General features: G+C 31.4%; 23 protein-coding genes and 1 pseudogene. 23 read left to right on the forward strand and 1 reads right to left on the reverse strand.

Going from position 1 to position 26,445, the window contains the following annotated elements:
- Position 1: 1 nt before the first annotated feature.
- The gene (locus tag BLV79_RS12995; RefSeq protein ID WP_074716106.1) at positions 2-3,469 is read left to right on the forward strand and encodes a thiol reductant ABC exporter subunit CydD/CydC; all 3,468 of its coding nucleotides are present in this window, start codon (positions 2-4) and stop codon (positions 3,467-3,469) included.
- 131 nt (positions 3,470-3,600) lie between these two features.
- Here the strand turns inward: BLV79_RS12995 and BLV79_RS03110 are convergent, their stop codons facing one another.
- Positions 3,601-4,971 carry a tRNA(Met) cytidine acetate ligase gene (locus BLV79_RS03110; protein WP_074716108.1) on the reverse strand — a complete coding sequence of 457 codons (1,371 nt, stop codon included), beginning with the start codon at positions 4,969-4,971 and terminating at the stop codon, positions 3,601-3,603.
- Positions 4,972-5,263: 292 nt separating this feature from the next.
- Here BLV79_RS03110 and BLV79_RS03115 point away from each other — a divergent pair, with 292 nt between their 5' ends.
- From BLV79_RS03115 to BLV79_RS03220, 22 genes and pseudogenes are all read left to right on the forward strand, one after another.
- On the forward strand, positions 5,264-6,457 hold the full coding sequence (locus tag BLV79_RS03115) for an acetate kinase (RefSeq protein WP_074716110.1): 1,194 nt from the start codon (positions 5,264-5,266) through the stop codon (positions 6,455-6,457).
- A gap of 58 nt (positions 6,458-6,515) precedes the next feature.
- Positions 6,516-7,040, forward strand: a complete 525-nt coding sequence (locus BLV79_RS03120; RefSeq protein ID WP_242871419.1) for a YceD family protein — start codon at positions 6,516-6,518, stop codon at positions 7,038-7,040.
- A 4-nt stretch (positions 7,041-7,044) separates the two neighbouring features.
- Positions 7,045-7,227, forward strand: coding sequence for a 50S ribosomal protein L32 (gene rpmF / locus BLV79_RS03125; RefSeq protein ID WP_022748335.1), 183 nt, complete (start codon positions 7,045-7,047; stop codon positions 7,225-7,227).
- Between the two features lie 128 nt (positions 7,228-7,355).
- Positions 7,356-8,393: a phosphate acyltransferase PlsX gene (gene plsX, locus BLV79_RS03130; RefSeq protein WP_074716112.1), complete on the forward strand. Its 1,038-nt coding sequence runs from the start codon at positions 7,356-7,358 to the stop codon at positions 8,391-8,393.
- Between the two features lie 24 nt (positions 8,394-8,417).
- Positions 8,418-8,657 carry an acyl carrier protein gene (gene acpP / locus BLV79_RS03135; RefSeq protein ID WP_074716113.1) on the forward strand — a complete coding sequence of 80 codons (240 nt, stop codon included), beginning with the start codon at positions 8,418-8,420 and terminating at the stop codon, positions 8,655-8,657.
- A 107-nt stretch (positions 8,658-8,764) separates the two neighbouring features.
- Positions 8,765-9,457, forward strand: coding sequence for a ribonuclease III (gene rnc, locus BLV79_RS03140; RefSeq protein WP_074716115.1), 693 nt, complete (start codon positions 8,765-8,767; stop codon positions 9,455-9,457).
- Between the two features lie 3 nt (positions 9,458-9,460).
- Entirely contained in the window at positions 9,461-13,021 is a 3,561-nt protein-coding gene (gene smc, locus BLV79_RS03145) for a chromosome segregation protein SMC (protein WP_074716116.1), read from the forward strand.
- Between the two features lie 134 nt (positions 13,022-13,155).
- Positions 13,156-14,109, forward strand: a complete 954-nt coding sequence (ftsY, locus tag BLV79_RS03150) for a signal recognition particle-docking protein FtsY (RefSeq protein WP_207645667.1) — start codon at positions 13,156-13,158, stop codon at positions 14,107-14,109.
- A gap of 38 nt (positions 14,110-14,147) precedes the next feature.
- Positions 14,148-15,359, forward strand: coding sequence for a threonine ammonia-lyase (gene ilvA / locus BLV79_RS03155; RefSeq protein ID WP_074716120.1), 1,212 nt, complete (start codon positions 14,148-14,150; stop codon positions 15,357-15,359).
- Between the two features lie 162 nt (positions 15,360-15,521).
- The gene (locus BLV79_RS03160) at positions 15,522-16,610 is read left to right on the forward strand and encodes a S1C family serine protease (RefSeq protein ID WP_074716122.1); all 1,089 of its coding nucleotides are present in this window, start codon (positions 15,522-15,524) and stop codon (positions 16,608-16,610) included.
- 247 nt (positions 16,611-16,857) lie between these two features.
- Positions 16,858-17,202, forward strand: a complete 345-nt coding sequence (ylxM, locus tag BLV79_RS03165) for a YlxM family DNA-binding protein (protein ID WP_074716124.1) — start codon at positions 16,858-16,860, stop codon at positions 17,200-17,202.
- Position 17,203: 1 nt separating this feature from the next.
- Positions 17,204-18,562 (forward strand): signal recognition particle protein, encoded by a 1,359-nt coding sequence (gene ffh / locus BLV79_RS03170; RefSeq protein ID WP_074716126.1) that lies wholly within the window; start codon positions 17,204-17,206, stop codon positions 18,560-18,562.
- Positions 18,563-18,604: 42 nt separating this feature from the next.
- Positions 18,605-18,850 carry a 30S ribosomal protein S16 gene (gene rpsP, locus BLV79_RS03175; protein WP_022748349.1) on the forward strand — a complete coding sequence of 82 codons (246 nt, stop codon included), beginning with the start codon at positions 18,605-18,607 and terminating at the stop codon, positions 18,848-18,850.
- Between the two features lie 19 nt (positions 18,851-18,869).
- Entirely contained in the window at positions 18,870-19,100 is a 231-nt protein-coding gene (locus tag BLV79_RS03180) for a KH domain-containing protein (RefSeq protein WP_029067340.1), read from the forward strand.
- Positions 19,101-19,238: 138 nt separating this feature from the next.
- Complete coding sequence (rimM, locus tag BLV79_RS03185; RefSeq protein ID WP_074716127.1) at positions 19,239-19,745, forward strand: ribosome maturation factor RimM; 507 nt, start codon at positions 19,239-19,241, stop codon at positions 19,743-19,745.
- A gap of 14 nt (positions 19,746-19,759) precedes the next feature.
- Positions 19,760-20,461: pseudogene (gene trmD, locus BLV79_RS13390) on the forward strand (tRNA (guanosine(37)-N1)-methyltransferase TrmD); the annotation flags it as partial.
- A 779-nt stretch (positions 20,462-21,240) separates the two neighbouring features.
- Positions 21,241-21,588, forward strand: a complete 348-nt coding sequence (gene rplS / locus BLV79_RS03195) for a 50S ribosomal protein L19 (protein ID WP_022748355.1) — start codon at positions 21,241-21,243, stop codon at positions 21,586-21,588.
- Positions 21,589-21,674: 86 nt separating this feature from the next.
- Positions 21,675-22,262 carry a signal peptidase I gene (lepB, locus tag BLV79_RS03200; RefSeq protein WP_074716129.1) on the forward strand — a complete coding sequence of 196 codons (588 nt, stop codon included), beginning with the start codon at positions 21,675-21,677 and terminating at the stop codon, positions 22,260-22,262.
- A gap of 81 nt (positions 22,263-22,343) precedes the next feature.
- Entirely contained in the window at positions 22,344-23,195 is an 852-nt protein-coding gene (gene ylqF, locus BLV79_RS03205) for a ribosome biogenesis GTPase YlqF (protein ID WP_074716131.1), read from the forward strand.
- Complete coding sequence (locus tag BLV79_RS03210; protein WP_074716133.1) at positions 23,188-23,961, forward strand: ribonuclease HII; 774 nt, start codon at positions 23,188-23,190, stop codon at positions 23,959-23,961. The genes ylqF and BLV79_RS03210 overlap by 8 nt, the downstream gene beginning before the upstream one ends.
- A 131-nt stretch (positions 23,962-24,092) precedes the next feature.
- A complete protein-coding gene (locus BLV79_RS03215) occupies positions 24,093-25,925 on the forward strand; it encodes a flagellar hook-length control protein FliK (protein ID WP_074716135.1) in 1,833 nt (610 codons plus the stop codon).
- A 47-nt stretch (positions 25,926-25,972) separates the two neighbouring features.
- The gene (locus BLV79_RS03220) at positions 25,973-26,290 is read left to right on the forward strand and encodes an EscU/YscU/HrcU family type III secretion system export apparatus switch protein (RefSeq protein ID WP_074716235.1); all 318 of its coding nucleotides are present in this window, start codon (positions 25,973-25,975) and stop codon (positions 26,288-26,290) included.
- Positions 26,291-26,445: the final 155 nt, after the last annotated feature.

The raw sequence follows: 26,445 nt of genomic DNA on the forward strand, positions 1-26,445 counted from the left end.
GATGATAAAGAAAAGACTAGTTAATTTATTAGATAATGCAAAAAAATATATTTATTATCAAATATTGTTACAATTTTCAATTTTAATATTAAGAATTTACATGATTTTCATGGCTTCATCATTAGTGGATAAGGCAATCAAAGGCGATTTGGCTGAGACACAAATCGTCTTTTTTGCGTTAAAAACATTTATCTCTATTATTGTATGTTGTATTTGTGAAAAATTTTATATTAACGCGACAACAAAGATAAGCCTTAATGTGAAAAGTATATTAAGAGAGAAAATTTATCAAAAATTATTACGATTAGGGATGTCGTATAATGAAAAAATTGAGACAAGTAATCTAGTTCAATTAGCGGTTGAAGGAGTAGAGAATCTTGAAGTGTATTTTAGCAAGTACTTATCACAGTTGGTGTATAGTGTGGCTGCAACATTTTTACTTTTTTTGTGCATATGTTCAAAAAATATAATTGATGGCTTTATATTGCTGATTTGTGTGCCTTTAATTCCAATTTCAATAGCTTTGGTTTCTAAGATAGCAAGAAAAATAGTTGGAAAATATTGGAAATCATACACTGATTTAGGAGATTTATTTTTGGAAAATTTGCGAGGCTTAACAACTTTAAAAATATATCAGGCAGATAAGGCAAAAGCAGATGAATTGAATGAAAAATCCGAACAATTTAGAAAATCCACAATGAAGGTTTTGACAATGCAGCTTAACTCATTGACATTAATGGATATAATGACTTGTGGAGGCTCAGCGTTAGGAATCATTATTGTTTTAATTCAGTATAGTGCAGGAAAAATTAGTTTTGGTTCAGCATTTGCAGTAATTTTATTGTCAGTCGAATTCTTTTTACCATTTAGAAAATTAGGATCTTTTTTCCATGTTGCAATGAATGGTATGACTGCTAGTGATAATATATTTGGATTTCTTGATTTGCCAGAAGAAGAGGAAAAGGATGCTAAAATTACAACAGAACCAATTTTTATTAAAATGGATAATGTTGGCTATACGTATAAGGATGGACAAAATGTGTTAGATAGAATTTCTTTTAACATAAATCCAGGAGATTTTATTGCAATTGTTGGTAAATCAGGCTGTGGAAAAAGTACATTAGCAAGGATTGTTTCAGGACAGTTGGGTGGCTATGTTGGAAGAATAAACATCCAAGGTAAAGAAATGTCTGATGTTAATAAAAAATCTTTATGTGAAAACATAGTTGTTGTAACTGGTGATAGTTATCTTTTTAAAGGAAATGTAAGAGATAATTTGTTACTTGGTAATCCAAACGCAACTGATGAAATATTAAATAAAATGCTTAAACAAGTTGATCTTTTTGATACGCTTGAACAGAAAGATGGTTTAGATACAGTTATAGAGGAAGATGGAAGTAATTTTTCAGGAGGACAAAGACAAAGACTTGCAATTGCAAGGGCACTTCTTAAAGATGCACCATTTTATATTTTTGATGAAGCAACAAGCAACATTGATAAAGAAAGTGAAGAGAAAATAATTGAGGTAGTTAAGAAGCTTTCTGACAAAAAGACAATAATCCTTATTTCGCATAGATTAGAAAATGTTGTTGATTGCGATAAGATTTATATGTTAGAAAATGGACGAATTTTAGAGAGCGGTCTTCATGAGGAGTTACTTGAGCAAGACGGAGTTTATGCACAGCTTTATAACAAACAAAAATCGTTAGAGAATTATTCAGTAGAAAAAACAAAAGTTAAAAAGATTAAGTTTGTTGAAAATAAAGCAAAAAAGAATGTGGTATCCGAAGAAAACACTGATATGGTAGAAACGGCGACTCAACCGAAATCGAACGTTAAAACCAGTAATATTTCTATAATAAAAGAGTTATTAAAATTAATAAAACCATTGTTGCTTGTGCTATTTATAGCAACAGTTTGTGGGATTTTAGGATACTTATGTGCCATTTCAATTACCCTAAAAGCAACGTATAACTTGTGCTTACTTAAGGGGCAAAAAGATGCCGGATGGTTAGAAATTTTATTGATTGTTGCAGTTTTAAGAGGAGTGCTTGCCTATCTTGAACAATACTGCAATCACTATATTGCATTTAAAGTTTTAGCAATTATACGAGCTAAAGTATTTAAGCAGTTAAGAAAACTTTGCCCTGCAAAATTAGAAGCAAAGGATAAGGGAAATCTTATTTCGTTAATTACATCAGATATAGAGTTGCTAGAAGTCTTTTATGCACACACAATATCACCAATTATTATCGGTGTGTTTATAATTGCATTTATGACTGCTTTTATTGGAGAAATTTCACCAATTGCTGGATTAATTGCATTTGTGTCTTATATTACAATTGGTTTTGCTTATCCACTTGTTTTTGGAAAAAAAGGAGAAAAAGCAGCAACAGAATACAGAAACAAAATTGCAGATATAAACAGTTTTGTTCTTATTTCTTTAAGAGGAATCAAAGAAACTTTACAATACTCAAATGGTGAAAAAAGATTATATGAAATTGCAGACAGAAACGATGATTTATCATTTTTAAAAATTAGATTGGGTAGATTAGAAGAAAAACAAAAAGTGTTTATGCAGTTTATGATTTTGGCAAGTTCTTATTTAATATTTGTAGTTTTGATTCATGCAAGTATTACGGATGAATCAATATCAATTGAAAATACGGTATTAGGTATGGCTGCGATTATGAGTTCTTTTGGACCTGTTATTGCATTATCCAATTTAACAAACAATTTACCACATGTAGTTGCAAGTGGAAGGCGAGTTCTAGGATTATTATCAGAAAAACCTGAAGTTCCGGAAATAAAATTTGATAAACGTATCGGAAGTGAAGATATAATATTTGATAATGTTTCGTTTGAATATCAAAATAACGAAAAAGCACTTGATAATGTAAGTTTTGTTGTTCCAAAAAATAAGATAATCGGAATCAGCGGAAAAAGTGGATGTGGAAAATCAACAATTCTTAAACTTATGATGCATTTTTGGGATGCGGATAAAGGAAAAATTGAGTTCGGTATTGATGATATAAAAGATATCGATACATCGAATTTGCGAGATATTGAGTCATATGTTTCTCAAGAAACATACATATTTAATGATACTATTGAAAATAATATCATGTTGGCAAATCCAAGAGCAGAACATAGCGATGTTGTGGATGCTGCAAAAAAAGCATCATTACACAAATTCATAAAGTCTTTGCCAAAAGGATATAATACGATTGTTGGAGAACTAGGTTCAAAATTGTCAGATGGGCAAAAACAAAGAATTGGTCTTGCGCGAGCATTTTTACATGATCCTAAAATTCTCCTTCTTGATGAGCCAACAAGTAACATTGATAGTTTGAATGAAGGAATAATTTTAAATGCAATAATCAAGGAAGCAAAAAACAAGACAGTTGTTGTTGTTTCACACAAAGATACAACTTTAGATTTTATTGATGAGATGATAAAGATTGTTTAAACAATATAAGATAAATTAGTATAAAAAACATAGGATTAGTAAAAAATATGCTAAACCCTATGTTTTTTTATGCAATAAATAAAAACATCGCAACTAAACTATGACAACAAAAAACATTTTATAAACAGGAACTACACAATCACAAGTGGTTGATTAAATTCATTTTTTAATTGTGTTGCATTATTTTTCTTTTGTAAAATCAATTGATTATAAATATCACTTATGTATAAATCTTTTTCGAAAAAAGAATATTTTTTGTTATCTAAAATATTAGATGCATCAGCAACTTTTGTAATCATAGGTGAATTACTATTTTGCTTAATATGGCTGAGTAAATCTTTAGAGTTTTTATTAAAACCAAGAATTCTAAGGTATGGAGCATAGCCTAATTCTTTCCCTAAATCATAATCTGTTTGCTTTATATTTAATAATATATGAAGTAAAATTCGACTTAATCTAGTATAAGTTATATCTTTTGATTTTAGAAGATGTCTAAATTGCGTAAAATTCTCATATTCATATATGTTGTTTGCTATTTTATTAGAAAAATTAACAGAACAATCAGCATAATCGCTATATGTTTTGTTTTTTTCAAGGAATAATTTATAGCCTAACATACTTGAAATATCATCTTCATGTATAAGAATTTGCTCATTTTTTAAAATAATTTTTCGGGTCGTTTCAGGAACTGCCTCAAACCAAGTAATTGTTGATGCATTATCTGAAGCATGTTTTTGAATTTCATCTGCTTCCATTTTTGAGTAACTATCTAGATTAGTATCAATATTTTTAAAAATATCATTCCTAATTGATGTAGCAGAAGAAAATCGTCCTGTTATTTCTTGTGTGTTATATGTACCACCTTTCCTTGGAAGTGAAATGGGGATAACAGAGGAATTGTTCTTCAATAGAACCTTTAGGTACTCAATTCCTAAAATATTATTTGAAGCGCTTAGAACCTCGTTTATATTCGAATCAGCAAGTTCTAATAAATGAATGTCGCCAGAGTTTATGCTATCAGTTAATATTTTGTTTGCAGAAACAAAATCAATTAAAGTGTTTAAAGAATTTGCTCGTGCAGTAGCATAGTTATTCCCAGAACGAATCATCGAAAAAAGATTCGACTGAACGCTAGGATTGTTTTCTACGAAGATTCTTGCTAGGGTTTTTAACATGGAAAGCTTAGTTGTTTCAGCTCCAAACCCTAAATGTGTGATAACACCGGTGTTAAGAAGAGTGTTTACACCACCATTTGCAAAATATTCAGCGGAAGAACAAGCCCAAACACTTGGAATTTCAATTACTAAATCAGCTCCGGCTCTTAAAGCCATTTCAGCTCTGCAATGTTTGCTTAATATAGAAGGAATTCCTCGTTGCAAAAAATTACCACTCATAGCAATAATACAATAATCAGCATCTATTTGTTTTTTTAATTCTTTTATTTGGTATTCATGTCCATTGTGAAAAGGATTATATTCTGCTACAATTCCTAAAACGTTCATATCGATATGTCCTTTCTGTAAAAAAATACAATATAATAATATTTTATCGAAAAATAAAGTAATAATATAATAGCATTTTTTTGTTAATTATAAAAGGTTTATAAATATAGTCTAAAAAAAACATTATTTTTTCTAAAAAATTGTACAAAACGTAGTGCAATTATATTTTTTGTCTTGTAAGCAAATTGAAATCAGTTTATAATTAAAGAGTGTGTTTAAGCATTAGGTATAATAGAGGTAGGGAAAGGCTAATGCTTCTTACAAAAAATTAATCAAAAGAGGAGATAATAATATGAACGTATTAGTTGTTAATTGTGGTAGTTCATCACTAAAATATCAGCTTATTAATTCTGAAACAGAGAAGGTTTTGGCTAAAGGTCTTTGCGAAAGAATTGGGATAGACGGACGTCTTGTGTATCAAAAGAGTGGATTAGATAAAGAAATTTCAGAATTAGATATGCCAACACATAAACAGGCAATCCAATTTGTATTAGATGCTCTAGTTAATGATAAAACAGGTGCAATCAAAGAACTTAGTGAAATTGATGCTGTAGGACACAGAGTAGTACATGGTGGAGAAAAATTCTCATCTTCAACTCTTCTTACACCAGAAGTTTTAAAAGCTATTGAAGAATGCAATGATCTTGCACCACTTCATAATCCAGCTAACTTAATTGGAATTAATGCATGTAAAGAACTAATGCCAAATACTCCAATGGTAGGTGTGTTTGATACGGCCTTTCATCAGACTATGCCAGAAAAAGCATATTTATACGGTTTACCATATAAATATTATGAAAAGTATAAGGTAAGACGATATGGATTCCATGGAACAAGTCATAGTTTTGTTTCTAAGAGAACAGCTGAATTTTTAGGATTAGATATTAATAATTCTAAAATTATTGTTGCACACTTAGGTAACGGAGCATCTGTAAGTGCAGTATTAAACGGAAAGAGCGTTGATACATCAATGGGTCTTACTCCACTTGAAGGACTTGTTATGGGAACACGTTCAGGTGATATCGATCCAGCAATCATGGAATTTATTGCTAAAAAAGAAAACTTATCAATTGAAGGTGTAATGAATGTATTGAATAAAGATTCAGGAATTCATGGAATTTCAGGTAAATCTTCAGACTTCAGAGATATTAGAGCAGGAGCAGCTGAAGGAGATAAGAGATGCCAGGCAGCAATGGATGTATTTTCATATAAAGTTGCAAAATATATTGGCTCTTATGTGGCGGCAATGAATGGTGTTGATGCAATTGCATTTACAGCTGGTATTGGAGAAAACGTAGGAAAATTAAGAAAGAGCATTATGAGTTACTTTGATTATCTTGGAGTAAAAATGAATGATGAAGTTAATCTTGCAACAATGGCTGAAGAAGCATTAATTTCTACAGAAGATTCTAAAGTTAAGGTTTGTGTTATCCCAACTAATGAAGAATTAGCCATTTGTAGAGAAACAGTTGCTCTTGTAAAATAGTTATTGACAAAACGAAATCCGATATGTATAATTGTTTAGGTATGAATAGGAGTGTACAGTGATTATTAGTATTTCAGATTTATTAAAAACAATTAACAAAGAAGAGACACATGTAGTAGATGTTGAAATGTCTACTATTAAGTCACGTTTAGGCGAATTTCCTATTCGAGAAAAACATCCGGTCTCTCTTTTAATTAAGAATGTTGAGAACAGTAAGCTTCAAATTAAGGGAGAAATCAAGATTGTTCTTGATGTACCGTGTAGTAGATGCTTGGAGACAGTTCCAACAGCTATTGAATGTAGCATTGACAAAGAACTTAACATAGATAATGGTTCTGCTGTTGATGAAGATATGGAAACAACAGACTACCTGATTGGATTCAATTTGGATGTAGATAAGCTTGTCTACGCCGAAATTTTGGTGAACTGGCCAATGAAAGTTCTATGTAAAGAAGATTGCAAAGGAATTTGTAAGGTTTGTGGTACGAATCTTAATAAAGGAGAGTGCAATTGCCAAAGAACAGAGCTTGATCCAAGAATGGCAGCAATCCAAGACGTATTTAATAAATTTAAGGAGGTGTAAGCAAATGTCTATTTGTCCAAAGAATAAATCTTCTAAAGGAAGAAGAGATAAGAGAAGAGCTAACTGGAAAATGAAAGCTCCAAACTTAGTAAAATGTAGCAATTGTGGAGAACTTATGATGCCACACAGAGTTTGTAAAAGCTGTGGATATTATTCAATGAAATCCATCGTAGAAAAAGCAAACTAATTATAGCATATGTTAGGCCTTCTGGTTTGTATTTCCAGAAGGTCTTTTGCTGTTATAGACCCACTTTTTCCTTGATTTATGAATTAAATTATAGTATATTTTTAATAGACGCGTAAGGAGGAGAGGTTATGCAGAAGATTACAGTTGTAGCACTTGATGCAATGGGCGGCGATAATGCTCCGCAGGAAGCGATTAAAGGTGCTATTGATGCTGTTAATGCAAGAGATGACATAAAAGTTCTTTTAGTAGGACAGCAAAGTATTATAGAAAAAGAATTAGAAAAGTATTCATATCCTAGAGAGCAGATTGAAGTTGTAGATGCTCCTGAAGTGATTGAAATGGCCGAACCACCAGTTATGGCGATTCGTAAGAAAAAAGAATCATCAATCGTTATAGGAATGAATTTGGTTAAGAAAAAAAATGCAGACGCTTTTGTATCAGCAGGAAGTTCGGGAGCTGTGTTAGTTGGAGGTCAGATAATTGTTGGCCGTATTCGTGGTATCGAAAGACCACCTTTAGCTCCACTTATTCCTACAGAAAAGGGCGTTTCATTGTTGATAGATTGTGGTGCTAATGTTGATGCTAGAGCATCACATTTGGTACAATTTGCGAAGATGGGTTCTATTTACATGGAGAATGTTGTTGGAATTAAGAATCCAAAAGTTGCAATAGTAAACATTGGCGCAGAAGAAGAAAAAGGTAATGCTCTTGTGAAAGAAACATTCCCATTACTTAAAGAATGCGAAGATATTAATTTTGTAGGAAGTATAGAAGCAAGGGATATTCCTAATGGCTATGCGGATGTTATTGTGTGTGAAGCATTTACAGGCAATGTTATTCTGAAATTATATGAAGGATTAAGTTCTACTTTATTACGTGTAGTAAAGAAAGGGCTTATGTCGACTTTAAGAAGTAAATTGGGCGCATTATTAGTTAAACCTGCTCTTAAGAAAACCCTTAAAGCGTTCGATGCATCTGAATATGGAGGTGCACCATTACTTGGTTTGAATGGATTGGTTGTAAAAACTCATGGTAGTTCAAAAGCAAAAGAGATTACTAATTCAATTTTTCAATGTGTTACTTTTAAAGAACAATGCATAAATGAAAAGATTAAAGAAAGAATAGTCGATAATTCAACTAAAGAAGAATTATCAAAAGATAAATAATTAATTAGGAAAGGAAATGAAAGTATGGAATTTGAAAAAATTAAAGCAATTATTGTCGATGTTTTGAACGTTGATGAAAGTGAAATTACTAAAGAAACAACATTTGTAGATGATCTTGGGGCAGATTCTTTAGACGTATTCCAAATTATTATGGGAATTGAAGAAGAATTTGGAGTTGAGATTCCAAATGAGGAAGCTGAAAGTATTATAACTGTAGGTGATGCTGTGGATAAAATCAAAGCAGTTACTAGAAATCAAGATTAATTAATAATTTGCTAAATGATATTAAATCACCCACCGCCGTATTGGATTGTTGATCAATTTGGTACTTCGGTGGGTGTCTGTTATAGTTAAGCATAAAGGAGAAAAAATTGTCAACTAAATTAAAAGAATTTCAAAAAATAATTAAGTATGAGTTTAATAATGAAGGATTATTAAGACAAGCATTAACACATAGTTCATATGCTAACGAAAAAAAATTAAAAAAGTTTTCAGATAATGAAAGGTTAGAATTTTTAGGAGACGCAGTTCTTGAAATAGTCTCAAGTGAATATTTATACGTTAATTATCCAAATGTTCAAGAAGGTAAATTAACAAGATTAAGAGCAAGTATGGTTTGTGAACCAACATTGGCATTGTGTACAGAAGATATAAATTTAGGAGAATACCTATATCTTGGTAATGGTGAAGATAAAACAGGTGGAAGAAAAAGAAAATCAATTTTATCTGATGCGCTTGAAGCAATAATTGGAGCAATATATCTAGATGGTGGTTTTGCTAGTGCAAAAGAGTTTGTATATAGTTTTATTTTAAATGATATCCAGCAAAAACAGCTCTTTTATGATAGCAAGACTATCTTGCAGGAAGTTGTGCAAGGTGAACATAAAGAGCTTCAATATGTTGTTGTAAAAGAAGAGGGACCAGATCATGCAAAGACATTTACTGTTGAAGCATTGTTGGATGGACAGAAAATAGAAACTGGAACGGGTCACACTAAAAAAGCAGCAGAGCAAGATGCAGCATATAAAACTTTACTAAAATTAAAACCAAATATAAGGGGATAAAGAATGTATTTAAAAAGTTTAGAGGTTCATGGATTTAAATCTTTTGCCAATAAAATAGTATTTGATTTTCATAATGGAATAACAGGAATTGTTGGACCAAATGGAAGTGGAAAAAGTAATGTAGCGGATGCTGTTCGTTGGGTACTTGGAGAACAAAGTGCCAGACAATTAAGAGGGGCATCTATGCAAGATGTTATTTTTGCGGGAACAGAGAATCGCAAACCTTTAAGTTACGCTTATGTTGCGATTACATTGGATAATGCAGATCATCAGTTAGCAATTGATTATGAAGAAGTAACGATTGCCAGACGAGTATATCGCTCTGGTGAAAGTGAATACCTAATCAATGGTAGTCCATGTCGATTAAAAGATGTGTCAGAGTTATTTTATGATACAGGTATCGGTAAAGAGGGGTATTCAATAATCGGTCAGGGTCAGATTGATAAAATATTAAGCGGTAGACCAGAAGAAAAGAGGGAACTCTTTGATGAGGCTGCAGGTATCGTAAAATTTAAAAAACGTAAAGTGACTGCACAAAGAAAACTTGAAGAAGAACGAGAAAATCTTGTCAGAGTTAATGACATTTTGTCGGAATTAGAAAGACAAGTAGGACCCCTAGAGAAGCAATCTGAAAAAGCTAAAGATTACTTGAAATACAAAGAAAACCTAAAAAAATACGAAGTTAATAAATTTCTTATGGAAAATAAGAGATTAGAGACTGAAAAAAATGATATTGATGCAAAATTCAAAATTGCGGATGAGCAAAAAAATGAAGTCTCACAAAAATATCAGAATATTAAAAATGAATACGAAAAATTAGAACAGGATATTGAAAAAATAGATTCTGAAATTAATGAGACAAAGGAAAATATTAATAATTCATCTCTTAATAAGAATAGGCTTGAAGGACAAATAAACGTCCTTAAAGAACAGATTAAAGCGGCTGAAAATACTGATGAGCATTATAAAAATAGATTAAATTCTATTGATAAAGATAAAGAAGAAAAGGATAATGCAAAGCGTGAGTATCTTAAAAAGAAAAAAGAAATTGATGATAAAAAACAACAGATTTCGGAAGAACGTATAAAGATTGAGACTGAGGTAAATGAGTTAAAAAAAGAAAATCAGTCGAAAAGAGCTCGACTTGATGAGAGTCAGGCTAACATTATCCAAAATATAAAAGATAAGACTTTACTTGAAGGAAAGAAGCAACAGCAGAAGACCTTAATAGAACAGGTCAATATTAGGAAAGCTCAACTTAATCAAAGACTTTTGGCTAGAAAAAGTGAAGAAGAAGATATTGATTCTAATGTTAAAGAATTTGAAAAAGCAGTTGAAGAAGTTAATGTTAGAATTGATGCTTTAAGAAAAAAACAAAATGAGGCAGAAAAAAATGTCGTTACATGGAAGAACAAATTAAAAGAGAATTCTAAGAATATAGAGGAAAATAATGAAAAATATCATAAAGTTATCTCTAAGTTAGAAACTCTAAAAAACATTGCAGAAAGATATGAAGGATTTGGAAACAGTGTTAAACGTGTAATGGAACAAAAAAGTGAAAATCCTAAGATTTGTGGAGTCGTTTCTGATTTGATTAAGGCTGATAAAAAGTATGAAGTTGCGATTGAAACAGCTCTTGGCGGTAATGTGCAAAATATTGTTACAGAAGATGAAAATACTGCCAAAGAAATGATAGAATTCTTAAAGAAAAATCGTTATGGCCGTGCCACATTTTTACCAGTTACTAGTGTTACTGGAAGAAGAAATCCTAAGAGCGAGGAAGCATTAGAGTGTAAGGGTGCTATAGGAATGGCTAATGAATTAGTTAAATGTGATCCTAAATATGCAGAGATTTGTGCTTATTTACTAGGTAGAGTTATAGTTGTTGATCATATTGACAATGCTTTAGCAATTGCTAAAAAGTTTAAATATTCGTTACACATGGTTACATTAGATGGAGAATATTTAAGCCCAGGCGGAACTTTAGCTGGTGGTGCCTTTAAGAATTCTTCTAATCTTTTATCTAGACAAAGAGAAATCGAAGAACTAGAAAAAGAGTTACAAGATGTTATCGAAATGAAAGATAAATTAAAAGCTAGACGTGGAGATATTGATACTGCAAGAATTCTAAATGAAGATGAAAATAATTCATTAAGAAAACAATTGCAGGAATTAAGCCTTGAAAAGAATACGGCTGATTTGAATTTGAAACGTGTAGAAGAACAAAAAGGTAAAAGTGACGATATTTATAAGACACTTAAAAAAGAAAATGATGAAATAGAACAACAATTAATAGATATTAATAATCAAACAAAGGAAATAGAACAACAACTTGAGAATGCACAAAATGAAACGACAAGATTGGAAAAATTGTCGCTAGAATTGAAAGTGCAAATGGATGGAGATCTAAAAAAAGAAGATACTGCATTAGAAAAGTTAGCTGAAATAAAATTAAAAGAGGCAAATATAGTTCAGGAAGTTAATTATATTAACGAGAATATTGAACGTTTAGATGAAGAAATATCTAAACATAATAAAGAAAGAGCACTATTAGTTGAAAATGCTAGTTTGGCAAAAGATGAAATTGAAGAAAAGAAAAATTCAATAGAAGAAATCAAGAAAACAATTGCAAATTCATCAGATGCATACACTAAATGGCAGGAAACTTTAGAGAGAGATTTAAAAAAGAAAGAAGAATTATCTGTTATTCATAAAGGATTTTTCGAGAAACAAGAAGAGGTTACAACTAAGCTTTCTCTTTTAGATAAGGAAATATTTAGACTAAATTCTAAAAAAGAAAAACTAGTAGAAGAACACGATAGAAAGACTAACTACATGTGGAATGAGTACGAGTTAACACCTCATGCTGCACTTGAATTAGAAAGTGATGAATTTTCAAATGAAGATCAGTTACGAAAAATGATTCAGGAAACAAAGGACGACATTAAAAAACTAGGTGATGTCAATGTAAATGCGATTGAAGAGTATAAAGAAGTGTCCACAAGATATGAGTTTTTAAAGACTCAGCATGATGATTTGATTAAGGCTGAAGAATCATTAGTTGGAATTATTTCTGATTTGGATGAAGGTATGAGAAAACAATTCTCGGAAAAATTCAAAGAAATTCAAGCAACATTTAATTCAACTTTCAAACAACTGTTTGGAGGAGGAAAGGGTTCACTTGAATTGGCAGAAGGCGAAGATATTTTAGAGTGTGGAATTAAGATTATAGCACAACCACCAGGAAAAAAATTGCAAAATATGATGCAATTGTCCGGTGGTGAAAAAGCTCTTACTGCTATCGCTTTATTATTTGCTATACAGGCATTAAAACCATCACCATTTTGTTTATTGGATGAAATTGAAGCTGCGCTTGATGATTCAAACGTATCAAAATATGCTAAATATCTCAGCAATTTAACAAATAATACGCAATTTATTGTAATTACGCATAGACGTGGTACAATGAATGCAGCGGATAGATTGTATGGTATTACAATGCAAGAAAAGGGTGTTTCTACATTAGTTTCTGTAGATTTGATTGAAAAAGACTTGTCAGAGTAATATAATAGATATTGTATATCGATTTTTAGGGTATGTAATTTAGGTTGCATACCCATAAATATTACAAATTAAACGAAAGGGAAAGATATATGTTTAATTTCGAAAAAAATATTGAAAAAAATTTAGAGGCACAGATGAGTGCCAAAGAGGAAAAGCAGGAGAAAAAGGGATTTTTCAAAAGACTTGTTGAAGGACTTAGTAAGACAAGAAATAATATTGTGTCTGGTTTAGACTCTGTTTTTAGTGGCTTTTCGAAGATTGATGAAGATTTTTATGAAGAACTAGAAGAAATTCTTATTATGGGTGATTTAGGAGTTCGTGCAACAGAGCAGATTTTAGATGAATTGCGTGATAAAGTTAAAGAAAATCATATCAAAGACCCTCAAGAGTGTAAACAGTTGTTAATTGACAGTATTAGAAATCAAATGAAAGTTGATTCTACTGATTATAAATTTGAAGAAGAAAAATCAGTTGTTTTAATTATTGGTGTAAATGGTGTTGGTAAAACAACAACAGTTGGTAAGCTAGCTGGCAAATTTAAAGCAGAAGGTAAAAAGGTTGTAATTGCTGGAGCAGATACTTTTAGGGCTGCAGCCGGAGATCAATTAAAAGAATGGGCTAATAGAAGCGGCGTTGACATGATTGGTGGAACAGAGGGCGCAGATCCTGGTTCAGTAGTGTATGATGCTGTTGCAGCTGCAAAAGCAAGAAACGCTGATGTGTTATTAGTTGATACAGCTGGTAGACTTCATAATAAGAAAAACTTAATGAATGAATTAGGTAAAATTAACAGAATTATTGAAAAAGAATATGCAGGAGTTTTCAAAGAAACATTGGTTGTATTAGATGCAACAACAGGTCAAAATGCTCTTGCGCAGGCTAAAGAGTTTTCTGAAGTCGCTAATATTACAGGTATTGTTTTAACAAAAATGGATGGTACTGCAAAAGGTGGTATCGCTGTTGCAATTCAATCAGAATTGTCAGTGCCTGTAAAATATATTGGAGTAGGTGAAACTATTGATGATTTACAGAAGTTTGATGCAAATGAATTTATTGATGCATTATTTGATGTAAACGAAGATCAATAATTTTATATATATGTTTGAAGTAAGAAAGGAATAATATTATGTTAACATTGGACAAATTTGAAGAAGCAAGTGAAAAAGTCAAAGAGGTTACACTAGAGACAAAACTAGTTTATAGTGATTATTTAAGTGAGCAGACAGGTAATAAAGTTTATTTAAAACCTGAAAATATGCAGTTTACTGGAGCGTATAAAGTTCGCGGAGCATATTATAAAATTAGCACATTATCAGATGAGGAAAGAAAAAAAGGACTAATTACCGCATCAGCAGGAAACCATGCACAGGGCGTAGCATATGCAGCAAAATGTTATGGAGCTAAAGCAGTAATTGTTATGCCAACTACAACACCACTTATTAAAGTAAATAGAACAAAGAGTTACGGTGCAGAAGTAGTATTACATGGTAATGTGTATGATGAAGCATGTGCTTATGCTCTTGAGTTAGCTAAAAAAGAAGGATATACATTTATTCATCCGTTTGATGATTTACAGGTTGCAACAGGTCAAGGAAGTATTGCAATGGAAATTTTTAAAGAACTACCATTAGTTGAATACATTTTAGTACCAATTGGTGGCGGCGGATTAGCAACAGGTGTTTCAACTTTAGCTAAATTATTAAATCCTAAAATTAAAGTTATTGGTGTAGAGCCTTCAGGTGCAGCTTGTATGCAGGCGTCATTAAAAGAAGGAAAAGTTGTAACTCTTCCAAAAGTTAACACAATTGCAGATGGAACAGCAGTAAAGACACCAGGAAGCAAGATTTTCCCATTCTTACAAAAAAACATTGATGAAGTTATTACAGTTGATGATGATGAATTGATCGTAGCATTCCTTGATATGGTTGAAAATCATAAAATGATAGTTGAAAATTCAGGCTTATTGACAGTTGCAGCTTTGAAACACCTTAAAGTAAAAAATAAGAGAGTTGTTTCAATTTTAAGTGGTGGTAACATGGATGTTATTACAATGTCATCTGTTGTTCAGCATGGTTTGATTTTTAGAGATAGAATCTTTAGTTTTTCAGTTTTATTACCAGATAAGCCAGGGGAACTTTCAAAAGTTGCAGATGTTATTGCAAAATCAAAAGGAAATGTGATTAAGCTTGAACATAATCAGTTCGTTACAACTAATCGTAGTGCAGCAGTTGAATTGCAGATTACATTAGAAAGTTTTGGAACTGAACATAAAAAAGAGATTTTAAAGACATTGAAGGATAATGGCTATGATCCTAAAATTGTTCAGACAAATTTATAAGATATTTTATCAACAGTTTTAAAAGGCCTTCACATAGTTGACACAAAGTAAACATAGATTAGTTGGAATATTCACATTTTTTAAACATAATAATGTTTTATTATTTTTTTAAAAGATTATATGAAATTAAAAAATGTGAATATAAAGGAGAGGACATTGTATATGAATGAATCAAAAGGTCAAGATATTAATGAAAGTACAAGAAAAAAAGGCAAAAGTAAAATAGCTAAGTTTTTATTAATTTTAATAACATGCGGTGCACTTGCTGGAGGGTCCTTTGCAGGATCGTATTATGTGTATAGAACCCAGTTTAAATCATTAATAGAAAATAGAGAATCAGAAGACTTAAAGCCTGTTTCAAAAAACAAAAAAACGCTTATAAAAAATAATGATGTTTCGGGTATAGTGAAGCATACAATGCCATCTATTGTTGCAATTACTAATATTTCGGAAAAAGAAGTGTCTTCTTATTTCACTGGTGAAAGGGCCGTTAAAGAACAAAAGAGTGTTGGTAGTGGAATTATAGTAAAAGAAGATGGTAAAACCTTATACATTGTAACTAACAATCATGTGGTTGATGGAGCTAAGGACTTAACAGTTCAATTTTGCGATAGTAAAGTCGCTGATGCTGAAGTACAAGGAAATATTGCAAAAAATGATTTAGCTGTAATTAAAGTCAAATTATCATCTTTATCAAGTGATACAAAGAAAAAAATTAAAGTTGCCACATTAGGTACCTCAAGTGAAACAAAAGTTGGCGAATCAGCTATAGCCATAGGAAATGCATTGGGATATGGACAATCAGTAACAACTGGTATAATTAGTGCAGTTGATAGAAAAGTTTCTTCATCAGATGAAAGCGGACGCAAAAAGTATACAAATAAATTAATTCAAACAGATGCAGCCATAAATCCAGGAAACAGTGGTGGAGCGTTACTAAATGCAAAAGGTGAATTGATTGGAATTAATTCTGCTAAGTATTCTGCGACAAGCGTAGAGGGAATGGGTTTTGCTATTCCAATTGACACAGCTAAAAAGCTAATAGATCAAATGATAAAAAAAGGAACTAAGGACGATAGTTTCAAGGATAGCAAACCAACATATAAGAAGAGATATAAGAGTGACTATCCAAATAATAAAGATGGTGACGATAAAGACTACGATGATGACGATGATTATAGTAGTAAATATAATGACAAAAATTCTCCATTTGATGACGATGATTCAGATTCAAGTTTAGATGATTATTAATTAATAATATTTATAAAAAAAGGGCAAAAAGCATGAATACGATTTATATTGTATTCATGAAGGATGTCCTTTTTTGCTAAGAATAATTATAAATAAAGCATAATATAAAGCATTACAAATAAAGTATAATTTAAATTGATAAATAGAATTTTTTAAGAAAAACAAACAAAAATCGAAAATATGTTCTATCAAGAAAAAATACTTGACATCTACATTCTCTTATGTTAATCTATTCAAGGTGATAGACATGGAAGAAAAAATAGAACAGGCTTTTTTATATGATTTTTATGGCGAGTTGCTCAATGAGCATCAGCGTCAGGTATATGAAGATTTTGTCTTCAATGATTTATCCTTAGGGGAAATTGCAGAAACAAGAAATATCACTAGACAGGGTGTAAGTGATATGATAAAGAGATGTACTAGAAAATTAGAAGGATATGAGGATAAGCTCCATTTGGTTAAGAAGTTTATGGTGATTAAAGATGAAGTGGCGGAGATTCATAAATTGACTAGAAAGTTCAAAGGAGAGCCACAGATAGAGATTATTAATCAAATTGAGGCTATATCTAATCAGATAATAGAGGAATTATAATATGGCATTTGATAGTTTATCAGAAAAATTACAAAATGTATTTAAAAATTTAAGAAGCAAAGGTCGTTTAACAGAAGACGATGTAAAGGCAGCTCTAAGAGAAGTTAAGATGGCTTTGCTTGAGGCAGATGTAAACTTTCGAGTAGTTAAACAGTTTACTAAAAGTGTTCAAGAGAGAGCTATCGGCCAAGATGTTATGAATGGCTTGAATCCTGGTCAAATGGTTATCAAAATCGTTAATGAAGAGATGACTAAGCTTATGGGTTCTGAAACTACAGAGATAGATTTTAAGCCTAGTAACGAATTAACTATTATTATGATGGTTGGTTTACAAGGTGCTGGTAAGACTACAACAACGGCTAAGATTGCTGGAAAGTTAAAGAGTAAAGGTAAGAAGGTTTTATTAGCAGCTTGTGATGTATATAGACCTGCAGCTATTGAACAGTTAAAAATCAATGGCGAGAAACAAGGCGTTGAAGTATTTGCAATGGGCAATAAGAATAAGCCTGCAGATATTGCCAAAGCGGCAGTTAATCATGCGATTTCGAATGGAAATAATGTATTGATTATCGATACAGCTGGTCGTTTACATATTGATGAAGAGATGATGGACGAGTTGGTAGAAATCAAGAATTCAGTTGATGTTCATAGAACATTACTAGTAGTTGATTCCATGACAGGTCAGGATGCGGTTAATGTTGCTGGAACTTTTGATGAGAAAGTTGGAGTTGATGGTGTCATCTTAACTAAGTTAGATGGTGATACTAGAGGTGGTGCTGCTCTTTCAATTAGAGCTGTAACAGGAAAACCAATTCTTTTCGTAGGTATGGGTGAGAAACTCTCGGATTTAGAGCAGTTTTATCCAGATAGAATGACATCACGTATTTTGGGAATGGGTGATGTTCTAACAATGATTGAAAAGGCTCAAGAGACAATAGATGAGAATAAAGCTAAAGAGCTTGAACGCAAAATGAAACAGAATGAGTTTGATTTTGAAATGTATCTTGAATCTATGAGTCAAATGAGAAAAATGGGTGGCCTATCAAGCATTTTGGGTATGCTTCCAGGATTAGGAATGGGTTCTAAGTTGCCTGATTTTGATTCGGATGAAGCGGAGAAGAATATGGCTAGAATTGAAGCTATTATATATTCAATGACTCCGGAAGAACGAAGAAATCCAAAGGTTATGAATCCAAGTAGAAAAAACCGTATTGCAAAGGGCGCTGGAGTGAATATTTCAGAAGTAAACAAATTGATTAAGCAGTTTGAACAGATGAAAAAAATGATGAAACAGATGCCAGGCATGTTTGGCGGTGGTAAACGTGGTAAAAAAGGATTGTTCAAGGGACTTCCTTTTTAACATAAATGCATTGTGCATAAAGAACTATTAGGAGGTGAAACAATGGCAGTTAAAATTAGATTAAGAAGAATGGGACACAAAAAAGCTCCTTTCTATAGAATCATCGTTGCAGATTCAAGATCTCCAAGAGATGGTAGATTCATCGAAGAGATTGGTACATATGATCCAACAAAGGATCCATCAGAATATCATGTAAACGAAGAATTAGCAAAAAAATGGTTAGCTAATGGTGCTCAACCAACAGAAACAGTTGCTAGACTTTTCAAAAATGCTGGTATCGAAAAATAGGATTTGAGAGGTGGACGTAATGAAAGAATTAGTTGAAGTAATTGCAAAATCGCTAGTCGATTATCCAGAAGAGGTTGTTGTAACTGAATCTGAAAATGAGAAAGCAATTGTTTTGGAATTACGTGTTTCACAGTCTGACATGGGCAAAGTGATTGGCAAACAGGGTCGTATTGCTAAGGCATTACGTACAGTTGTTAAAGCCGCTGCCTCAAAAGAAGACAAAAAAGTAATTGTTGAGATTATGCAGTAATCCTACGACCGTCTCGTTTGAGGCGGTCTTTTTCGTTTTTGTAATATAAATTTTTACGCGTTAGATAAATGTAATGTGATAAGAAAAATACGACAAGTAGAATGCAATATAAAGTAGAATGCAATAAGGAGAAAGTTGATGAGAGATAAATTGCAGGTAGGTGTAATTACAAGTACTCATGGAATTCGTGGAGAAGTTAAAGTTTTCCCAACGACTGATGATGCACAGAGATTTCTAGATTTGAAAACAGTATATTTAGATACTGGAAAAGAAGAATTAGAACTTGAAATAGAAAAGGTTAAATTTTTTAAAAATCTAGTTATTCTTAAATTTAAAAACTATGATAATATCAATGATATTGAAAAATATAAAAAGTGCCCTATTTTAGTAACCCGTGAAGATGCAGTTGAATTAGAAGAAAATGAATATTTTATTGCTGATTTAATTGGATTAGATGCCGTTTCTGATGAGGGCGAGAATCTTGGAAAGATATCGGATGTGTTACAAACAGGTGCCAATGATGTTTATGTTATAAAAAATAAAGGAGTCAAAGATATTTTGGTTCCAGCAATTGAACAATGTGTAAGAGAAGTTAATCTTGAGGAAAATCGTATAGTGATTCATCTTTTACCTGGTTTAAGATAGTAGAGGAGCATATGATGAATTTTCATATTTTAACTTTATTTCCAGAAATGGTAATGCATGGATTAAATACAAGTATTATTGGTAGAGCAATAAAAAATGGATTGATATCAATAGAAGCAATAAATATTCGCGACTATTCAAATAATAAATTTAATAAAGTTGATGATTATACATATGGTGGCGGAGCTGGTATGCTTATGCAAGCGGAGCCAGTTTATTTGGCTTATAAAAGTGTAGAATCAAATATTCAACCGAATAAAAAAAAGAGAGTAATCTATGTAACTCCGCAAGGAGAACCTTTTACCCAAAAAAAAGCAAAAGAGCTATCACAAAGTGATGAATTAATTTTTCTTTGTGGACATTATGAAGGAATTGATGAAAGAGTATTAGAAGAGATTGTGACAGATTATGTTTCGATTGGTGATTATGTTTTAACAGGTGGAGAATTACCAACAATGGTAATGATAGATGCTATATCTAGACTTGTCCCAGGGGTGTTGCATAACGATTTATCCGCTGAAACAGAGTCATTTCATAATAATCTTTTAGAGTATCCACAATATTCAAGACCAGAGGTGTGGAGAGGTAAGAAAGTTCCAGATGTTATTTTGTCAGGAAACACAAAAGAAGTTGAAAAATGGCGTCTTGAACAGTCAATAAAGAGAACAAAGGAAAGAAGATACGATTTGTATCTCAAATTTAAAACAAGTCAAAAATGCATAGATGTTTTGAAAAAAAACAAGCTAAATTATGCAGATATGATTAATGTTTTGGAGATGGGGCGTGCAAATGTTATTTTTGAAGATGAAAATCAGATTTTGATTCAAGATGAAGAAACACTTTGTTATTATTATGCACCAATCTCAGAGAAAGCGGACGTGATTTCTTTAATAAATGATATGACGTTATTAACGTCAATGGGAGAGTCAAGCACTGATTCTGTATTAAAAATAATAAGCCATGATTGCCGGACTAATAAAAAACTTGAAGATTTTTATGGAGGAAGAGCCATAAAAAAAGAATTCGCTCAATTGGTATATACACAAAAAAATAGGCTATCAATAAAGGCTATGAGACATCCAAAGGTAGATATAAATACATTTGAAGTTTTTAATCAGGATAAAACATTGGCAAAAGTAGATATGAGAACGTTTGGTTTGCCGATTGTTTCTGAAATCAAAGCTGAAAATGAAGAACAAGGTGACTTGGATTTTTATAAAAAGACTCTTTTGACGGCTCTTATAAATGATATGCTAGATTTAGATGTTATGCCAGTTTTTTGGTTTACAGATAATGAAATGTCTTATTTTGGTAAAGTTATTGATACAGTGTATTTATATCAAGCAAAGGAAAAAGTTAATATATTTTTTATAAGTAAATAGCTTGACAGGTGCACTGTAATCATGATAATATTTTAATGTTGTATTGTGAATAAGAGATGGTCCTCTGTAGCAAGATATGCTTTAAGAACATCAAAATAATAGGAGGTCACAAAATGAACGAAATTATCAAAAAAATTGAACAAGAACAATTAAAAGCTGAAGTTCCAGCATTTAACACAGGTGATACTGTAAGAGTTCACGCTAAAATCAAAGAAGGAAACCGTGAAAGAATCCAGATCTTTGAAGGAACTGTAATTAAAAAACAGGGTGGAAGCAACCGTGCTACATTTACAGTAAGAAAACTTTCTAACGGTGTTGGAGTAGAAAAGACTTGGCCATTACATTCACCAAACGTTGCTAATGTAGAAGTTGTACGTAAAGGTAAAGTAAGACGTGCTAAACTTTACTACTTAAGAGATCGTGTTGGTAAAGCAGCTAAAGTTAAAGAAATCGTTAAATAATTTTTGTTTAATGTGGCAGATGCTTTGTGGCATCTGCCTTTTTTCACATTATAATTACAATAAATTAACTTTTGAGGAGGTAATTTATGTTATTTAAGAGCAGAAAAGGTCTTGATTTTACAAGAAAAAAACGAAAAGTTAACCATAAGGCAGTTAGGAGCGTAAGCATTTGGATTGTGGAAATAATAATAGTTGTATTATTGGCTTTCATAACGGTGTTCTTTTTCGGTAAACGGGTTGGTGTTGTCGGAAAATCAATGGAAACAAGTTTGTATAGTGATGAACAGGTTTTGGTAAATAAATTTATATATAAGGTTTCTAAACCTAAAAAAAATGATATTATAGTATTTAAACCAAATGGAAATAAGAAGTCTCCATATTATTTGCGAAGAGTTATAGCTACTCCAGGTGATTCTGTGCAAATAAAAAATGGAATGATATATATTAACGGGAAGATGCTTCAGGAAAATCGTAGAGTTGCGACAATCGAAAATCCTGGTATTGCCAATAAAAAGATTAGATTAAACAAAGATGAATATTTTGTCTTAGGAGATAATAGAAACAACAGTGAGGATAGTAGATATTCTAGTGTTGGAAATGTTAAAGCTAAATATATAGAAGGAAAAGCATGGTTGAAAGTTGTTCCATTTTCTAGAGTTGGTTTTGTAAAATAAGAATCAAACAATGAAATAACGATAATAAAACGAAAATGCAACATACATAACTTATATTATTTTTTAGAAAAGAGGTTTTATATGAATTTTCAATGGTATCCAGGTCATATGACTAAAGCTAAAAGACAAATGCAAGAAGATATTAAACTTATTGATTTGGTAATTGAGCTAGTCGATGCAAGAATTCCACTTAGTAGTCGAAATCCTGATATAGATGAATTGGGAAAAAACAAATTCAGATTAATTTTGATGAATAAGTCTGATTTGGCTGATAAAAGACAAAGCGAAGAGTGGAGCAAGTTTTTTCAAGAAAAAGGATATTTTGTATATGGATTAGATGCTAGAGCCAAAAAAGGTATGAAGAAAATTACAGATATTATAATGGAAGCTTGCAAAGAAAAAATAGAAAGAGATAGAAAACGTGGTATTAAAAACAGACCAATTAGAGCAATGGTTGTGGGAATTCCTAACGTAGGAAAATCTACTTTCATAAATTCATATGCTGGAAAAGCTGTTGCAAAAACAGGAAATAAACCAGGTGTTACAAAAGGTAAGCAATGGATTAGATTAGGAAAGAATGTTGAACTTTTAGATACACCAGGAATTCTTTGGCCTAAATTTGAAGATCAATTAGTAGGTCTTAGATTAGCTTTGGTAGGTTCAATTAAGGATGAAATATTAAACACAGATGAGTTGGCAGTGGAATTAATCAAATTATTAAAAGAAAAATATGCTGGAATTTTACATGAACGTTATAATGTAAATGAGGATGCAAAAGAGATAGATATAATATATGAAATTGCTAAAAATAGAAACTGTGTTTCAAAAGGAAATGAACCTGATTTTAGCAAGGCTGCAATTCTTCTGATAGATGAATTCAGAAGCGGAACACTTGGCAAGATTACAGTAGAATGGTGCGGGGATTATGAGTAAGAAGATTGGAGACATAAAAGAAGAGCTAGCTAATTTAAAGGAAATAGAGCTTCTTGAATTTATTAATAATTATTCATCGGATGAAAGAAGTGGAGTAGTTAAACTAGTTGAAAGAGCTAAAAAAAAATTAGAGGCTTATGAAGCAGAACTTGATAGAATTGAGACTATTAAAAAATTTGAAAAACAATATAGTGACTGTGAGTTTATATGTGGAATCGATGAGGTTGGCAGAGGCCCATTAGCAGGTCCAGTTGTTGCGGGAGCAGTTATTTTGCCAAAGGATTGTCATATTTTGTATATAAATGATTCTAAAAAACTATCTGAAAAAAAGAGAGAACAGTTATATGATCAGATTACACGAGAAGCTGTGGCTTGGTCAACAGGATTGGTTTCACCGGCTAGGATTGATGAAATAAATATTTTGCAAGCAACATATGAGGCAATGCGACAAGCTATTAGCAAACTTTCTCCACAGCCAGATTTGTTGTTAAATGATGCAGTTACTATCCCAAAAGTGCAGATTCAACAGGTGCCAATTATAAAAGGTGATGCAAAAAGTATTTCAATTGGAGCAGCTAGTATAGTTGCAAAAGTAACAAGGGATAGATTAATGGTTGAATACGATAAAATTATGCCTGAATATGATTTCGCGTCTAACAAAGGATATGGTTCAGCTAAGCATATCAAGGCATTAAAAGAAGTAGGACCATCACCGATACATAGAGCAACATTTATAAAAAATTTTGTATTACCAAATAATAAATAGTATAATAGTATTTAGATAGAGCAAGTTATTTATTTGAATAGCATTGAAAATTTTTTCTTTGTAAGGGTTTTGTGTATTATAGGAGATATTATAGGTAAAATTATTATTTAATTTGGAAATGGGGTATAAAAATGCAAATTTCTAATTTATATGATAAATATAATAATATAAATAAGCAAAAACTAGATACAAATATTAATGCAAAAAATGTTGGAAAGACTTCCACAATACAGGATATGAAGGCTGGAGACGTCTTTGAGGGTACTGTCGTTTCAGTAAAAAATGATAAGGTAAGTATTGCTTTGTCTGATGGACAAAAAATAGAGGCGCGTCTTGATAATGGTGTACAAGTTGCACCAGGACAGTCCTTATTTTTTGAGGTTAAATCAGCCTCTACAAGTACAATAGAAATAAGGCCATATAGTTCTGGAACTGAAGGCAATAATCCTATTCTTGCTAATGCTTTAAAAGAAGCGTCCATAGATGTTAATGTGCAGACCCTTAAGATGGTTCAGGAGATGATGCATGAGGGTTTGCCAATTGACAAGGAGAGTTTGGCCAAAATGTACAGACAAATTGTTAATTTTAGCAATATAGATGTTAAAACGGTTGTACAAATGACTAAATTTGATATTCCTATTACTGAACAAAGAGCATATCAATTTGAAAACTATCTAAATGATAAGCAAGCAATAACTAATAAATTAAATGATGTTTTAAATAATCTGGTAAAAAATATATCTGATCCAAGTATTCCAATTAAACAAATAGAGTCTAATAATGTTAAACTTCTTGATATTGTATCAAAAGGATTAGAAAACGTTAAAGTAGAACAGGTTTTAGATAAAGAAGAAGTGAATATGTTATTAGATAAGATATTGCAAATTGAAGGACAGCAGGATGAGGGAAAAGATTTTTTGAAAATGATAAAAATGTTTCAATCAGAAAATGCTAAGATTGCAGAAAATCGAAATGTTTTAGCAGAAACGTCAATTAATAAAGGTGAGGTGCTTGCTGAAGAAGAAAACGTAATTGCTTTAGAGAAGAATGATATGACATCAATTCACTCACAAGAGAAGAATGCTGATACTCAAACAAAGAGTGGTGGCATACAAAATGAAAATATTGATGTGCAAAATAATTCTCAAAATGTTGATACAAAGAATCCCGATTTAAGCACCTTAAATCAAGAGAAACAAACAATTGATGGTAATGTGCAAAAGAGTGAAAATTTGAATTCAAATTTTAGTAAGTTAGAAGTGGCAGATATATTAAATCAAATAAAATCTCTTATGAATAATCCGGCAGTTAGCGAGAAGGATATATTATCTCTTATATTAAGTAAAGAATATAAGGGATTTGTTGAGTCAATTATAAAAGAACAATGGTTAATTGAACCGGAACAGTTAAAAGAAAATGGAAAAATTACACAATTATATAAAAAATTAGATTATCAGATTACACAAATCGAGGAACTTGTTAATGCAGTAAGTCAAAATAAAACTGCATTGATGTCGACAATATCCGAGATTAGAGGAAACCTTGATTTTATGAATCAGGTAAATAATATTTATAATTATGTTCAAATTCCACTTAAAATGACAAAACAGGATGTTAATGGAGAATTGTATCTTTATACGAATAGAAAAAATCTAAAAGAAAAAAAGGGTGAATTATCTGCTTTTTTACATTTAGAACTCGATAATTTAGGAACCACCGATGTATCAATCAAGCTTAAAGATAAAAATTTAAAAACAAATTTTTTTGTAGAGGATGATGCATCATATGATTTGATTTTTGCGAATTTACCTATGCTGTTAAGCAAACTCAATAAATTAGGATATGCTTGTACTTTAGAGGTTGTTAATGAAAAAAAGAAAATAAATTTTGTTGAAGACTTTTTGAAAAAAGATTTGCCAACAGCGGGACCAGTTAAAAGATTTTCATTTGATATGAGGGCGTGATTATGGATGAGAGAATACTAAATAAGAAAAAAATTGATAAAAAAAAAATACAATCAAAAAAAGTACAATCTTCAAAGGAGGTTGATGTTTCAGATAAGAAAAAAGAAAAAACAGCTGTAGCCCTAGCATATGAGCCTGGCGATAAAGCACCAAAGATTTTGGCTACAGGCAAGGGAAATCTAGCTGATAAAATTATTGAAACAGCTAAAGAAAATGAGGTACCGTTGTATAAGGATAATAAGTTGGCTGACACTTTATCTAAACTTGAGATTGGCGATGTTATTCCTCCAGAATTGTATGAGATTGTAGCTGAAATTCTTGTTTTTGTAGATGATATGGATAAGTTAAAAGCAAAAATAGCTTAACTATAATTAGATAAAAAATTTTAATAAATGTATTGCATTGTATTGGAAAATGAAATAGAATATATAAATAGATGAATTCAAATAAAAAAGTGGACAGAAATAGAATTCGAATGTAAAATATAATTTGTATGTTTTTTTCAGTTTTTCATTTTTTA

The sequence above is a fragment of the Lachnobacterium bovis DSM 14045 genome (genome assembly GCF_900107245.1).
Taxonomy (GTDB): domain Bacteria; phylum Bacillota; class Clostridia; order Lachnospirales; family Lachnospiraceae; genus Roseburia; species Roseburia bovis.